General features: G+C 60.0%; 14 protein-coding genes. 9 read left to right on the top strand and 5 right to left on the bottom strand.

All coding sequences use genetic code 11. The features are described 5' to 3' along the window. Window positions 1-75: 75 nt before the first annotated feature. Genes OKW28_RS42090 through OKW28_RS42100 form a run of 3 tightly spaced genes read left to right on the top strand, consistent with a single transcriptional unit; the run spans window position 76 to window position 3,957 of the window. Window positions 76-903 (top strand): hypothetical protein, encoded by an 828-nt coding sequence (locus OKW28_RS42090; RefSeq protein ID WP_429454657.1) that lies wholly within the window; start codon window positions 76-78, stop codon window positions 901-903. Further along, complete coding sequence (locus OKW28_RS42095; RefSeq protein WP_429454232.1) at window positions 890-1,720, top strand: hypothetical protein; 831 nt, start codon at window positions 890-892, stop codon at window positions 1,718-1,720. Before OKW28_RS42090 ends, OKW28_RS42095 begins: the two co-directional genes overlap by 14 nt. After that, window positions 1,720-3,957, top strand: a complete 2,238-nt coding sequence (locus OKW28_RS42100) for a hypothetical protein (protein WP_429454234.1) — start codon at window positions 1,720-1,722, stop codon at window positions 3,955-3,957. The genes OKW28_RS42095 and OKW28_RS42100 overlap by 1 nt, the downstream gene beginning before the upstream one ends. Before the next feature lie 522 nt (window positions 3,958-4,479). On the opposite strand, the gene tnpC is transcribed toward OKW28_RS42100, so the two are convergent. From tnpC to tnpA, 3 genes are read right to left on the bottom strand one after another with little or no spacing between them, the layout of a single operon-like run. Beyond that, window positions 4,480-6,033, bottom strand: coding sequence for an IS66 family transposase (tnpC, locus tag OKW28_RS42105; RefSeq protein WP_429444456.1), 1,554 nt, complete (start codon window positions 6,031-6,033; stop codon window positions 4,480-4,482). A gap of 30 nt (window positions 6,034-6,063) precedes the next feature. Further along, window positions 6,064-6,408 (bottom strand): IS66 family insertion sequence element accessory protein TnpB, encoded by a 345-nt coding sequence (gene tnpB, locus OKW28_RS42110; RefSeq protein ID WP_429444458.1) that lies wholly within the window; start codon window positions 6,406-6,408, stop codon window positions 6,064-6,066. After that, window positions 6,405-6,812: an IS66-like element accessory protein TnpA gene (gene tnpA, locus OKW28_RS42115; RefSeq protein WP_429444462.1), complete on the bottom strand. Its 408-nt coding sequence runs from the start codon at window positions 6,810-6,812 to the stop codon at window positions 6,405-6,407. The genes tnpB and tnpA overlap by 4 nt, the downstream gene beginning before the upstream one ends. A 109-nt stretch (window positions 6,813-6,921) precedes the next feature. Between tnpA and OKW28_RS42120 the strand changes: the two genes are divergently transcribed. Next, complete coding sequence (locus tag OKW28_RS42120; protein WP_429454236.1) at window positions 6,922-7,443, top strand: rhomboid family intramembrane serine protease; 522 nt, start codon at window positions 6,922-6,924, stop codon at window positions 7,441-7,443. A gap of 50 nt (window positions 7,444-7,493) precedes the next feature. Here OKW28_RS42120 and OKW28_RS42125 read toward each other — a convergent pair whose 3' ends face one another. After that, window positions 7,494-7,754, bottom strand: coding sequence for a DUF6723 family protein (locus OKW28_RS42125; protein WP_429454238.1), 261 nt, complete (start codon window positions 7,752-7,754; stop codon window positions 7,494-7,496). 239 nt (window positions 7,755-7,993) lie between these two features. Between OKW28_RS42125 and OKW28_RS42130 the strand changes: the two genes are divergently transcribed. From OKW28_RS42130 to OKW28_RS42150, 5 genes are all read left to right on the top strand, one after another. Continuing rightward, window positions 7,994-9,229, top strand: a complete 1,236-nt coding sequence (locus tag OKW28_RS42130; protein WP_429454240.1) for an alkaline phosphatase family protein — start codon at window positions 7,994-7,996, stop codon at window positions 9,227-9,229. Between the two features lie 8 nt (window positions 9,230-9,237). Beyond that, entirely contained in the window at window positions 9,238-10,524 is a 1,287-nt protein-coding gene (locus tag OKW28_RS42135; protein WP_429454242.1) for a cytochrome-c peroxidase, read from the top strand. A gap of 125 nt (window positions 10,525-10,649) precedes the next feature. Continuing rightward, window positions 10,650-11,342, top strand: a complete 693-nt coding sequence (locus OKW28_RS42140; RefSeq protein ID WP_429454244.1) for a lytic transglycosylase domain-containing protein — start codon at window positions 10,650-10,652, stop codon at window positions 11,340-11,342. 195 nt (window positions 11,343-11,537) lie between these two features. Continuing rightward, on the top strand, window positions 11,538-12,455 hold the full coding sequence (locus OKW28_RS42145) for a DUF2242 domain-containing protein (RefSeq protein ID WP_429454246.1): 918 nt from the start codon (window positions 11,538-11,540) through the stop codon (window positions 12,453-12,455). 779 nt (window positions 12,456-13,234) lie between these two features. Beyond that, a complete protein-coding gene (locus OKW28_RS42150; RefSeq protein WP_184034717.1) occupies window positions 13,235-13,486 on the top strand; it encodes a hypothetical protein in 252 nt (83 codons plus the stop codon). A gap of 79 nt (window positions 13,487-13,565) precedes the next feature. Here the strand turns inward: OKW28_RS42150 and OKW28_RS42155 are convergent, their stop codons facing one another. After that, a complete protein-coding gene (locus OKW28_RS42155; RefSeq protein WP_429454248.1) occupies window positions 13,566-14,495 on the bottom strand; it encodes a DMT family transporter in 930 nt (309 codons plus the stop codon). Between the last annotated feature and the right edge of the window lie 198 nt (window positions 14,496-14,693).

The following is a 14,693-nucleotide window of genomic DNA, read 5'->3' on the forward strand; positions in this document are numbered from 1 at the left end:
GGTGAGCCGCTCTTTCGAAGGACAGAAGCGACGAATCGCGGTGGAATGAAGTCCGAGATGCGAGTAGCAGGGGCGATGGATGCATTGTTTCGCGCGGGTAGGAAGCAAGTGTTCGACTATCGTCACACGCAATTTGTGTATCGGACACAAGCTAGAAGCTTAGGAGTATTGGGCGCGCGGCAAGACTTCGACGCTATCGCTCGACTGGCGGAAAAGCGAATCCATTGTTCCGTGCTCGCAAAGCACTCCGTTTCATGGCAGCGGCAGCGTAATGCGCCTAAGATGCTGTCAGGGACAGGCTTTGTAACGAGTCCAGTCGCAAACGCCTTGATTATCTGCACGCTCTTTGATAGCGCAGAACACTTTGAGTCTGAACTTGTCGATGCTCTGAAGCTAGACGAGCGGGAGCTGGTACCAACGAGAGAAAGGAAGCTAACGAAGGCCCCGTATCGAACTCCTGGCAAAGAGGACATTCACAAGGCGACTATCCAGACCTACCTTGAAGAAAATCCGAACGCGTCTCGTACCGAGGTGCACCATAAGTGCCGAAGCGCAATCGATGCCCTCAGGCAGCACAACCCCGACTCGATACCGGAACTGCTGCCGCCCAGTCGCAGTGGATTGCACGCGATTCGCTCCTCCTCGCAATGGGCGGTCGTGGACGTCGCCTTCTGTGAGCACGTGAGGCGTCGCTCTGCGGAATTTGAAGAGCATCCCCCTAACTTCCGTATCACGAAGGCAAGGCTGGTCAAGGGGTGGCGTTCGCCGGCTCGCTTGTACCAGAACCCATCGAGATTTCCGCTCACCCTCGCGGCCATCGACGAATGTAGCGAGTCGCGTGGGCAGTTTCGATTGCGCAGGAAACTCGAGCGAACGCGAGCTAACGACTATGAAGATATTTGAAATTGTTCAGGCCAAGCCTCTTTCAAACATAATCCCGGTCCCGGTTCGCGACAGTCGAGGATTTCAGTACAGACGCCTTAGAACCAAGAAGCCTGTCGACAGTAAGTCGGGTGACTCCGGCTGGTACGTCGGAATCAAGGCAACGTGCCCATATCATTCCGCGACCGAGCGGATTGCATTGCACTTCCTTGATTTCAATACTCGGGTCCGTATCTTCCGCACCCACCTACCAATCTACGACTCGAAAAAGTTCGTGAGGAAATATGAGGCAAACGAAACGATTTGGGCTAATGAGGTGGCGACCGTCGATATCGACGTCCTCTATGAGACGGATGATGAAGTCAATCTTGCACAGCACGGCGTTTCGTGCAAAGAAAATTGGGAGGAGTTCGAAAAGCGAGGGGAGGCACGACGGGCGGCTCGCGAGAACGCTTTCTACGAAAGCATCGGCGCGACTTGGGAGCCTGTCGTAAAGAGCTACTTTGAGCAAGATGAATACGATAACTACGAGTTCGTGCTCAAGCACATCCGTAGGTCCAACGTCTTCGGTCTCGACGAGCAAGCAAGGCGCGTCGCTGAACTCTGGAAAAGACGTGGCGCGGATGATGCCGTCCAGGATTTGCTCGAGCCATTCGCCAGAACCATCGGGACGGATAGACATAACCTGATGAAGCTCACTTGCGTAGCGATATACCTTGGGCATCTCAGGCTGGACCATCAATACCAGTTCAATCAACATACGCAGATTCAACTGCGGCCGGACGGTATCTATCGGTTTGGGCGGGAGGTCGAACCGTTGCCATGGGGTTTTAGCTAATGAACGATATTCAGCAGTATGTGTATCAACCGTTCAGGCCCGGCGTGCTCTTCCGATACCTCGCTGACCCGCCGGGCATGTTCATGCGATATCTGGACTGGGACCCTCTAACGGACCTCATTGCGGTGCTCAATGTTGACATTAACCTCAAAGAGGTTCCGGCCTCCCGTGTTCCGAAGCTGATATCTCGCAGCGAATTGTTTTCGAACAGGGAACGTTGGGAGACTGTCGAGGAATGCGTCAGTCCGAAGTGGATGCGGGAGTGGGACGACGAAGCGAACAAAGGCTCTCCGCGGATACACCGAAGAGACGAAAAGTTCGCACAGGTTGGTGCGTTGCTTGTTCGAGGAGGGCGGGAACTCCTGTTCAACACCGAGACTAGAAGCGAGCTCATCAAAAAAGCTGCTAGCGAGGGTGGCTTTTCCGAGCAGTGGATTCGAAAAGTTCTGACAAGCTATTGGTGGTTTGGAGCCAATACCAACGCCCTCCTGCCGCGAACCGATGACCAGGGCGGTCCTGGCGCATCTCGGCTGCCCGTGAACAAGAGGAAGCCGGGGCGTCGGTTGACCATTGAGTTACGCAATCCTGGCCTGAACGTTGGCGTACCGATGACAGTGGCGTTGCACGACAAGTGGAAGGAGTTCCTGCTTAGAAGGGCGGCGGAAATTCACGGCAAGAAGGGGAAGGTTGGTCTCGCAAGTCAGTTCTCCCTTCCAGACCTGTGGATTGAGTTTCGCGACACGGTCTTGGTCGAACCTAAAAAAGTGAAGAAGAAGTGGGAGGTTGTGCCAATCCCGTTGGAGCGTCTGCCGCGAAGACGCAGGTTCATGGCATTTGGCGCGCAAATCTTTCGAGATAATGTACTCAGAGAATACTTTGACAATCAGGCTGACTGGGATGCAGTCAAGGCTCGGCTGGGCCATGCGACGGACCACACCCGCGGCGGTCGCATTACCATCTTCGAATTCGACGGCCTACTGTTCAATGCCCAGCTCTTGTGGGGTGAGAACGCCCTGAATCAAGTGGGAAAGGCCGTTGTCATGATTGGCGCATGCGTTGAAAGCACAGCGATAGTCGGTGTGCACGTTACAGTCCAGAACGAGTCTGCAAACGCATACCGGAACTGCCTGTTCAATTCTTTTGTTCGCAAGACAGAGTTGCTGTCGACCATGGGCCTCGAGAAGCTCAAGGATGGCTTTGTCTACGGAACGCCCGACGAGTGCCGGTTTGACCGTGGTCCGGCCAAACACAAAGGACTTGCGAATCCGCTAATAGACGATGCAAAGATTGGAATCAGGTTTGCACGAGCGCGACGAGGACGCGATAAGTCGGTCGTCGAAGCAGTCAACAAATTTATACAGGAGAAACTCAAGCATCTCCCTGGATTCTACGTTCGGACTGATGCAGGGCATGACAAAGATGCCAAGGCCAAACAGGAATGGTGGGCTCGCATCCAGTTCGAAAAATTTGTGGAATTGGTGCTGACGTTCGTGCACGACTGGAACACTACTCGGAACGTGTTCGACAGACTGCCGGATTGGATGGTCAAGAAAGGTATGTGGGAAGGGAAGACGCCAACGCCGAAAGCCTACTTCGACAAACTGAAGGAGCTGAGCTTGGCCGATGCAGCGATTGAGTGGTCGCCCAAAGAAACATATCTGAAGCTGATTGAATCTCGCCCTGTGCAGGTCAGTGAGGGAACGGTGTCCATCGATGGGGCGAGGTACCGTAGCGGCGGCCTTGAGCGCCTGTGGAACCAGCATGTATCGACGCGGTCAGGCAAGCATGATGAGCTTGGGATAAATGTGAAACCTCATCCAGATACAAACCAGTTCGTTGTGTGGGTCAAGGATGACGGCTCTACTGAGTTTCTCGCGATGATGTTTGCTCATCGAAGGACGTTTGGCCGCAATGTTTGGCTGATACACCACCTGCGTCAAGGCTTGGGAGCGGTGAGCAGGTACCATTCTGAAAACCGAGGCCGAGAGGCTAAGTTGCCCGCGCTGTTGCGGGAAACTATCGCCGAGGCGGAGGGAATTAAACGGCGCAAGCCTGCGCCGAGGGTGAAAGCTGCCAATCGCCAGGCAAAAGTTGCTGCTGAGAAGTCTGCTGCAGAGCAACGAGCCTTCGAGTTGCTGGAGGTGCAACAGCCTGCGGACTGGTCGATAGTTATTCCGCCAGCGGCCACCGGCCGCTACAACCCAGACGTCGACGAGCGCTTTGCGGCCGATATTTGAGTCGATGGGCGACCGAAGGCGCCTTTTTGCCACGTCATTAACCGAATCTAATGGTATCGCTGCAACTTTTGTGTCGAGTCACGGTGTCCACGCTAGATTGCACAGTCGGCATGTTGCGAGACAATACCCTAATTGATTGATTTTAAAGGAAAAGAGTTGAGGTTAACTGAAACTGATAGCTGAAGTTAACCGAAACTAATGGTTCTCCCCACGGGCCGCAAGCTCACGCAATCAGCCGCGCCGCCATGCGGTCCGGCGGACGAAACACCATCGGCATCTGTCTTGCCACGATGCCTCGACGTGACGACGCCACATCGACTACCCTCTGTCGACATCCCACGTGGCCTCGTCATCATGAAGACCTCATCTCCCAACACGCTAACCGAAAAGCTGAAGTCACGCGTCGTGCTAATCGGTAAGCGCCTCGCGTCGGCCGTTCGTGATGTGTCGCGCGCATGTGGCACGCTATCGGTAACGCGTTGATCGATACCTCGCGGATACCGGCAGGAGACGTTGCGGCGATCAGGTTGTCGCTGACGGCGGAGTGGATTGCGTGGGCAACTTGCCGACCATGTTCCAGGGCAGCAGTTCGTCGATGCGACTGATTTTGTGGTCCGCGATGTGAGTCAGGATGTATTCCAGATATGCACGGGGGTTGATGTCATTCAGTTTGCACGAGCCGATCAGACCGTACATGGCAGCGGCCCGTTCGCCTCCACTGTCGGAGCCTGCAAACAGGAAGTTTTTCCTCCCCAGACTTACACAGCGCAGAGCGTTTTCGGCGAGAGCGTTGCTGATCTCAATACGACCGTCTTCGCAGTACAGAACGAGTGCGTTCCATTGATTGAGCGAGTAGCGTATCGCCTTGGCCAACTCGGATTTTGCCGACAGGGTCGCGATCTTGTCCGTCATCCACGCCTTGATGGTCGCGAGCACCGCGAGGCTTCTCTCCTGCCGTACGCGCAATCGTTCGGCGGCGGGCTCGCCCCGGATATCAGCCTCAATGTCGTAGAGTTCGCCGATCAGCTCGAGTACGTGCCTTGTCGACTCAGTCGGCGTGCGGACATGAACGTCGTATATGTACCGTCTCGCGTGATCCCAGCAAGCCGCCTCACGAATCTTGCCGCCTGCATACAGCTCGTCGAAACCACCGTAGGCGTCGGCCTGCAGGACGCCCTTGAATCCGGCCAGATGAGTCTGCGGATGTATCCCCTTTCGGTCGGGCGAGTAGGCAAACCAGACTGCGGCCGGGTCCGTCGAGCCCGAACGGCTGTCGTCGCGAACGTACACCCACAGGCGACCCGTGCGCGTCTTTTTGTTGCCCGGTGCAAGCACCGGGATCGGCGTGTCGTCCGCGTGCAGCTTGAACGTTGCCATCGTGTAGACGCGCAGCGCTTCGGTCAACGGCTCGCACAAAGCCTCGCACTGGCCGACCCAGCGCCCCATGCTGGCGGGGTCGAGCTTAACGCCGTCACGCGCGGCAATTGCCGACTGCCGGTACAGCGGTTGATGATCAGCGAACTTCGAAACGAGGATGTCAGCAAGCAGGCCCGGATGCGCGATGCTGCGCTCAATTGGCAAGCCCGGCATCGGCGGCTGCGAGATGTGATTGCAGCAGGTGCAGACCGCCTTGCGGCGGATCGTGCGAATCACCTTGAACATGGCGGCGACACGGGCAAGCTGCTCGGACACGTCCTCGCCGAGTGGCCGCATGGTGTTGCCGCAGTTCGGGCAGCTCGGATCGGGTTCGAGCACGCGCTCTTCACGCGGCAGATGGGGCGGCAACGCCTCCTTCGAGGCTGCTGCGCCGGCGGGCACACTTGTGCCCGATGTGCGGTCGCGGCGAACATCCGCGACACCGCGCCCACCGCTCAGCTCATCCAGTTCCGTTTCGAGCCGCTCGATCTGCCGGTCCAGCTGCTCGGACTTGCGGCCAAACTGCACCCGTTTGAGTTTGTCGATCTGGGCCTTGAGCTGTTCGATCTCGATATCGCGCTCGGCAAGCTGGGCACGAGCCTCCAGCAGCAAGGCCTTAAGCGCATCGACGTCATCCGGAAGACGGGCATCATCGGTCATGCGCCGGAGTTTACGCGTGCCCCGAAGCGTTTACAACACCGATAGCGCCGCGGTTCGACGCGGCTGCCGCCAGTCAATGCCCTCGAGTAGCATCGAGAGTTGTGCCTGTGTCAGATGGACCTTACCGCCGTCGGCCTGCGGCCAGACAAACCGCCCTCGCTCAAGCCGCTTCGCCAGGAGCCATAGCCCGTCCTCCGTGGCCCACAGGATTTTGATGAGGTCACCGCGCCTGCCCCGGAAGATGAAGACGTTCCCGTCGAACGGATTCTCCTCCAGTGCAGTTTGCACCTTCGCCGCCAGGCCCTGAAATCCGGAACGCATGTCGGTGACGCCAGCCGCAATCCAGATGCGGGTGCCCGCCGGCAGCCCGATCATCGGGACAGTTCTCGTACCAGTAACCGCAGCATATCAGGCGACACGTTGCCGCGGATGCGCAGGCGTGCACGGTCAAATTCGATCTCGCAGACGTTCTCCGACACAGCCTCGCGCATGGACATCGATGTCTCGGTTTCGGCGACAACGCTCACCGGAAGAAACGGTGCAACGTCAACCTCTGACTGCTGTTGCACATGCGCCGGATGTGGTGCTCCGAATACGCCTTGAAGATATTGGCGACGCCATCTGAACAGCAGGTTGGTGTTAATGTCGTTGCGACGCGCGACCAGCGATACGGAAGCTCCCGGTTCGAAGGTCTGTTCGACCAGCTGTCGCTTGAATTCGCGCGGAAAGTTCGGGCGCCTACCGGGCGCTTCGTTCTTGCCATCTACTATGTCGGCCACTTTGGTTCCCGCCAAAAAATTTGGTGGGAACCAAATTACCTCCATTTATGGCTGCTTAGAGAACGGCCGAGATGAGGCGCTTACGCTAATCGCGCTGTTCGTCGGTTCGATGTGGGCGGTGTTCTTTCTGTCGGTTGCGTTGCCGTTCCTGCATCTGAACGAACACGGCGTCGTGCCGCGTTCGCTCGACGGTTTGCAGGGCATCCTGTTCGCGCCGTGGCTGCATGCGAGCGTCGGACACATCGCCGCCAACACGAGCGGGCTCGTCGTACTCGGCTGGCTGTGTACGTGGCCGAACATCGCCGGCTTCTGGCGCGCGACCATCGGCGCGATGCTCGGCGCCGGTCTTTGCGCGTGGCTATTCGGCGCGCCGTATTCCGTGCATATCGGCGCGAGCGGGCTGGTGTTCGGCTATGCGGGTCACCTGGTTGCGCGTGGTTACTACACGCGCAATCTCGTGTCGATCCTCGTGGCCCTGGTCGTCGTCAGCAGCTACGGTCTCAGCCTGCTGTTCGGCGTACTGCCGATCTATCCGGATGTGTCGTGGCAGAGCCATGTCGGCGGCGTGCTCGGTGGGGTGCTCGCCGCGCGTGCGGGGGCCGGCGCGGCAAACCGGGTACGCGTGCGCTGACCCACCCGCATTTTTCGCGTATCGGCATATCGCCGGGCGATCGACGAATCCTACAACTCCGGCCGCGCCAGATCGCTCGCGACGATGTGTTCGCCATACACCTGCGCGGCCGCGAGCGCTTCGAGTCGGCTCGCGTGTGGGCCCAGTTCGGGCGCGCCATCGAATGGAAACAGCACGCGGCTGTCGGTCGTGCGCACCACCTTCAATACGCCGACGAAGCGCCGGTAGCCGGCCATTTTCGCGCTCGCCGAAATCTCGAAGTCGTCCTCCGACGTGCCGGGGACGCTGGGAATAAACGCGGTCTTGCTCATAGCTGAAAAATCGGTTGTTCGTTGAGGCGGCGCGCAACGATGCGCGCGGCCGACGCGCATTGTCTCAAATCGGCGCGAAGCGTGAATCGAGTCGGCAACCCGCTGGTTCGCCAATGGTTTTATCGGTGAACTAACGTCAACTTTCACGGCAATATCATAGGCGCTCCATAAAGTCTGCCCGCAAATAAAACCGCATTCCCCACAGGGCAACAAAAAGACAGCAACAGAGGGCAACGAACATGTCACACCGCATTGGGCTACGCGCATTCATCATGGCCGCTTGCGCGGCTTTAATCGCTTTGATCGTGGCCGCCTGCGGCTCGTCTTCTTCGTCCGGCGGGCTGCAACTGACCGGACAGCAGCAGATTCGCCACGTCTTCGTGATCACGCTCGAAAACGAAAACTACGCGACCACATTCGGCGCCAACACCAAAGCGCCGTATCTCGCGCAAACACTGGCATCGCAAGGCGCGCTCGTGCAGCAGTACTACGGCACGGGCCACGTGAGTCTCGACAACTACATCTCGATGATCAGCGGCCAGTCGCCGACCAACGAGACCGACAACGACTGCATCACCTATCAGGACTTCAAGCTGACCGGCATGACGTCCGATGGCCAGGCGATCGGCTCGGGCTGCGTGTATCCGGCGAGCGTGAAGACGTTGCCGGACCAGCTGAAGGCAGCGGGCTATACGTGGAAGGGCTATGAAGGCGACATGGGCAACGATCCGTCGCGCGAAGCCGCCACCTGCGGCCATCCGACGCTGAACACGACGGACCTCACGCAGTCGGCCGAAGCGCCGAGCGCGGCCGTGCCGCTCGGCGACCAGTATGCGACGCGCCACAATCCGTTCATGTACTTCCACTCGATCATCGATTCGCCGGACTGCGGACAGCACGTCGTCAATCTGAATAACCTGCAGAACGATCTGCAATCGGTCTCGACCACGGCGAACTTCAACCTGATCACGCCGAACCTGTGTGACGATGGCCACGACGCACCTTGCGTGAACGGCCAGCCGGGCGGCCTGACGAGCGCGAACACGTTCCTGCAGAAGTGGGTGCCGATCATTACCGCATCGCCGGCGTTCCAGAAGGATGGCCTGCTGATCATCAACTTCGACGAAAGCAGCTACGCGACAGTCACGCAGTCCGCGTCGGGCGAGGATCTGATATTTGCCGGCACGACCTGCTGTAGCCAGCAACCCGGCCCGAACCTGCCGTCGTTCCCGGAGACTTCGTCGCTCGCCTATCACGGCATCACGATCAACCTGACCAAGTCGAGCTACGGCGGCGACCAGACCGGCGCCGTGATGCTCTCGAAGTTCATCAAGCCGGGCACGGTGTCCACGGTGCCGTACAACCACTATTCGATGCTGAAGAGCATCGAGGACATCTTCCAGCTGGACCACCTCGGTTATGCGGGACAGGCCGGTCTGGTGGGGTTCGGCAGCGACATCTTCACGAACCTGTAAAAGACTCGATGCTGTCTTCTGTCATGCGCTATCCGACGCGCGCGAGCGCGCGTCGGATAGCGCTCGCCGCCCTGATGGGCGGCGCGTTACTGGGGGGCGCCGGTGCGGCGCCCGCTGTTGCGTCGAATGCGACACCGACATCCGCCGATGCGCAGCCCGTCTATAGCGACGCCGCCGCGCTCGGCAAACTGATGTTCTTCGATCCGGCGCTGTCGGCCTCGGGCAAGATGTCGTGCGCGAGCTGCCACAGTCCCGAGCACGCGTACGGGCCGCCCAACGGCCTCGCCGCGCAGCTGGGCGGCGCGGACTTGCATCAGCAGGGCACGCGCGCGGTGCCGAGCCTGCGCTATGTGCTGAACCGTACGCCGATCTGGACGCATGCGCAGGCGGCGAGCCTGTCCGAGCGGCTCAGCGAAACGGACAACGCGCCGGTCGGCGGCTTCGGCTGGGACGGGCGCTTCAACTATCTGCACGATCAGGCGAACTTCCCGCTGTTCAATCCGAACGAGATGGCCAATAAGGATCCGGCCGCATTGCTCGCGAAGATGCAGCGCGCGCCATACGCTGCGCGCTTCAAGGAAGTATTCGGCCAGAACATTTTTGCCGATCCGACCAAGGCGTTTACCCAGGCGATGTACGCGATCGAGCGCTTCGAGCTTGAAGACCCGAGTTTTCATCCGTACACGAGCAGGTTCGACTACTACCTGGACGGGAAAGTGCAACTAACTGCACAAGAGTTGCGCGGCAAAAAACTGTTCGACGACCCTGCCGGCGGCAATTGCGCATCCTGTCATATCGACCAGTCGGGCGTGAACGGCGCTCATCCGCTTTTCACCGACTTCAACTTTCAGGCGCTTGGCGTGCCGCGCAACTCTGAACTGAAGGTCAACGCCGATCCGAAGTATTTCGACATGGGCCTGTGCGGACCATTGCGTACGGATCAGAGCGACAGGCCGAACTGTGGACTGTTCAAGTCGGTATCGCTGCGCAATACCGCGACGCGTCTCGTGTTTTTTCACAACGGTCGCTTCCACACGCTGAAAGAGGCGTTGCGTTTCTACGTGCAACGCGATACGAACCCGGACAAGTGGTATCCAAGGGATGCGCACGGCAAAGTCGACAAATTCAACGATCTGCCGGTCGCACTGCGCGTGAACGTCGATACGACCGACGAGCCGCTGACGCGCAAAACGGGCGAGCGTCCGGTCTGGTCCGAGCGTGATATCGACGACGTCGCCGCGTTCCTCGCGACGCTGAGCGACGGCTATGACCTGAAGTTAAAAGCGGTCAAATGAACGCATCGGAAAGCGGGACGAGTTTCGGTCACCCTTGATTTAAAAGACAAAAATTGCCGAGGAAAGGCGCCGCCCGATGCAGCGGCGCTATAATGCGCGGATCTTTGCTTCCTCCGACGTCCACCATGAGCCGGTTACTTTGCCTGATCGTGCTTTCGCTCGGCCTCGCGCAAACCGCGGCGGCCGACGAAAACACCGACCGAATATCGGCGTACCTGACGCAGAAGTTCGGTGTGGGCAAAGAAAAGGCTCAAAAGATCTCCGACGCGGTGCAATCCGCCGCCAACAAATACTCCCTTCCTCCGGCGCTGCTGCTCGCCATCATCTCGATCGAATCCCGCTTCAAGGAAAAAGCCCGCGGCGCCAATGGCGCGACGGGGCTGATGCAGGTCGTGCCGCAGGCGCACCGCGGGCTGCTGCGCAACGTGAAGGATCTGACCGAGCCGGGCGCGAACATCGAAGCGGGCTCGGCGATTCTGTACGGCTACATGCGCTCGGCGAACGGCGATCTGAATACCGCGCTCAAGAGCTATGGCGGCTCGAAGGCCTATGCGCAGAAGGTGAATCTGCGCGTGGAGGATTTCGCGGCGGTTGCGACACCCGCTGACGGCGCTTCCGGGGCCGCTGGGCGGGCCGCGTCGTGCGAGGCGGATCGTTGCGCCAGCGCGAACCCGTGGGCCGACGCGTTCAGCGTGCCGGCGGCGCTCATTGCATCCGCGGCACCCGCCGCGAGCGGGGCAGCCGGGGCATCGTCGGCCGCGACCTCTGGGTCGACTTCGGCCACGACGATTGGCTCGACGCGCACGACGTCGAACTAGGCACGCACGCGCGGTCTCTTCTCGCATTTTCGCCCGTATGCACTGCGAGGGCGCGGCGGCGTGCTTCAAGTTGACGCCCTGTTCCCCGCTGTAATAGGGTCCGGGCTGCACCTTGCACGCTTGTTACGCACGTGACGCTGCCCGCTCTACAATGCATTTCCATTCGCGCTCACGAGGCGCTTCTCGCAACTGATCATGCAGAACCCCTTTTCCCGCACAACCGCCGCGGCCCTGTTCGGGCTGGTCGCGCTCACGGCATGCAGCAGCACGCCGCAACCCAAATTCACTCAGGAACTATTCGAAACCGGCGCAAGCCCGTACGCGCGCAATTTCAATTCGAGTACGGGCGATAGCTGCGAAGCCGCGCGCCGCGCATTGCTGAGCCAAGGCTATCTGACGACGATGTCGCGTCCCGATACCGTCGACGGCACGAAGAATTTTCAGCCGACCGGCGATTCGCACGTGGTCGTCGAATTTCACGTCGTGTGCACGCCCGGCGAAGAGGCGGCCGATACCAGTATCGTGTACGTGAACGCGGTGCAGAACGGCTTCGCATTGAAGAAGAGCGATACGTCGGCGAGCGTCGGGCTCAGCGTGCTCGGTTCGCTGTCCCTGCCGATTCGCTCCAATAGCGACGCGATGGTGAAGATCTCGAGCGAGACGATTCCGTCGGGCAAGTTCTATGACCGCTTTTTCGGTCTCGTCGATCATTACTTGCAGACGGTCGTGCGCACGCAGCCGGTGACGAGCAGCCCGATCGAGACGCGGACGCTGCCGATGCCGGTAGCAGCGCCGCTTCAACTGACGATCCCGGAGCCGGTGCCCGAGCCGGTAGCGGCGACCACTTCCGCTGCAGTTCGAGCGACGCCGACCGTGCCGGTTCAGACGACGTCACCAGCGCTCGCCCAACTGACGACCGACAAGCCTGTCGCCGTGACGCCACCAGCTGCGGCTCAGCTGGTCCAGTCAGCGCCCGCGCCAGTGCAGTTAACCGCGCCCGCACCGGTTCCGTTGACGACACCGTCGACATCCTCGCCGGTCCAACCCGCCGACCCGATTGGCCAGGCTGCAGCGATCGAACCCGCGAGCGGCACGGCGCCTCTGGTGCCGTGACAGCGGCGCAGCGGCTTTCGCATCGAGGCTGATCAAGATCCGATCAGCCTCTGATTCAGGCGCGCAGCGATATTCACCTTATGGTGTTTACTTGATACGTATACATACGTAGTAGTAGTTAACAAGGGGTAACCGATTCTGTGGATAAGTCGCAAATGTCGCGCCGCTTCAACATCATCCGAAACCTATAACCCTGCGGAACACGTCGGTAGAAAAACTACATAACTGGGATAAGTTCGAACACCATTAGCCGACCCTGATCTTTATCAAGATTTCGCGCACAGGCTGTTCGTCGCGCTATCCCCAAGTTATTCAGAAGTCGCTGTGGATAACCACGCCTCCGACCGACACTTCCCGTTGCTCCCGCATCGACTGTTCGCGACGCGAAGGGCTCGCCAACGCACAGATTTCCGCCCACCGAACGCGCACATTGATAACTCGGTACGAAGATTGCGCGCCTTCTTATTGCAAGCGCAACTGTTGCTATTTTGTCAAAACCATTTGCCCGGCGAACAATCCGGCATAGAGTTAAAGTGCTTTGTGAGGTTTCTGGTGCAGTGCGGGGGATGTATGAAACGCAGATCAGCACGACAGCTAGTCCGTCTTCTGTCGGACCTTCGACATGCGGCCCATTGCAGTTCGTTGCGCGCGGCCGCGACCAGTCGGGTGATGGCGCTGGCAGCCGCCGAGGCCGCCGAGAACGGCGACGCCACCCGCGACGACGACAGTCCCGAGTCCGCGCGCGATGCGCAGCGCGACAAGCTGTTCCGGAGCAGATCATGAGAGCCGCGAGCGAACAGTCGTTGCGGTTTCTGGTCGAGAAGTGGCTTTCGCCATCGCCGGCCGAGCCGGTTCATGTGACGGAGTTCAGCCGCACACGCGCGGGCGGGCGGCGCTATGTACGGGTGGAGACGTCGCCGGAACAGGGCGGGCGGGGTTTGTTCTTCTTTCGCCACGACGACGGCTGCTGGTGCGTGTTTCCGCCAACCGCCGATACGCCGAGCCCATTCGCTCATCCGCGCGCGGCATAGTTGGGCGAAGGGGCAAGACGCCTGCCGGCGCGCATCCTGCACCGAGCGTTGGCGTCGAATCGTTTTATAACGCTGTAAATCACATCACCTGCGGCGCACGCTGCCGGGCGCGTTTCCAGCCCGGCAGTATCTGACAAACGATCAATCCCGCGAGCATCAGCGCGGAGCCGAACAACGCGCGAGTCGTCAGCGTTTCGCCGAGGACGAGCCAGCCCGCGAACGCCGCGAACACGCCTTCCATGCTGAAAATCACCGCCGCATGCGAGGGCGCCGCGTAGCGCTGCGCGACCACCTGGATCGTATACGCGACGCCCACCGATAACGCACCGCCGTATGCGATCGTCGGCGCGGCTCGCGCAATTACCGCGGCGCTAACGGGCTCGATGGCAAGGCCGATCGACAGGCACACGAGCCCACAGGTCACGAACTGCGCGAGTGCGAGCATCAGCGTGTCGTGGCGCGCCGCGAAGCGGCCGACCAGCATCATCTGCGCGGAAATCACCAGCGCCCCGGCGAGCTGATACCAGTCGCCGTACAGCATCGAAAAGTGCTCGTCGACGCTCAGGAAGTACATGCCAACGGCCGCCAGTAGCGCGCCAAGCCACGTACCGAGGCCAGTCGGGTGGCGAAACAGCACGCCGAGCAGCGGCACGATCACCACATACAGCGAACTGATGAAGCCCGCGTTCGCGATCTTCGTGTACTGCAGGCCGATCTGCTGCAGCGAGATCGACACGGCCAGCACGACGCCGAGCAGCCCGCCCGCACCAAGCAGTTCGCGGGCTCCGCCGGGCGCGCCCTTCGTCAGCTCGGCGAGCGCCGGGCGGCGCACGCAGACGATCATCGTCAGCACGACGAGCGCGCCGAGCAGAAAGCGCAAGCCGGTAAACAGGAACGGGCCGATCGTATCGAGGCTCAGTCGCTGTGCGACGAACGCGGAGCCCCAGATCATCGCGGCGATCAGCATCAGCACGTTCGCGCGCAGGTGTTGGCGGGTATCGGGATTCAAGATCTCTTCTGATTTGTCTTGGGATCGCGCTGGGAAGCCGCGCATGCGCGCCACGCGGTGCTCAGCCGGTAAGGAATCGCTCACATGATACGCGGGCGTCGCCCACCGGTCAGGCAAAGCCTGCGAGTCGCGCGATAATCGCGCAACGGCCGTGCGGTCGTCGGCCTGCGGATCGCGGTGATCAAGCGACTTGCGGAC

Source organism: Paraburkholderia sp. 40 (genome assembly GCF_050434105.1).
GTDB classification, from domain to species: Bacteria; Pseudomonadota; Gammaproteobacteria; order Burkholderiales; family Burkholderiaceae; genus Paraburkholderia; species Paraburkholderia tuberum.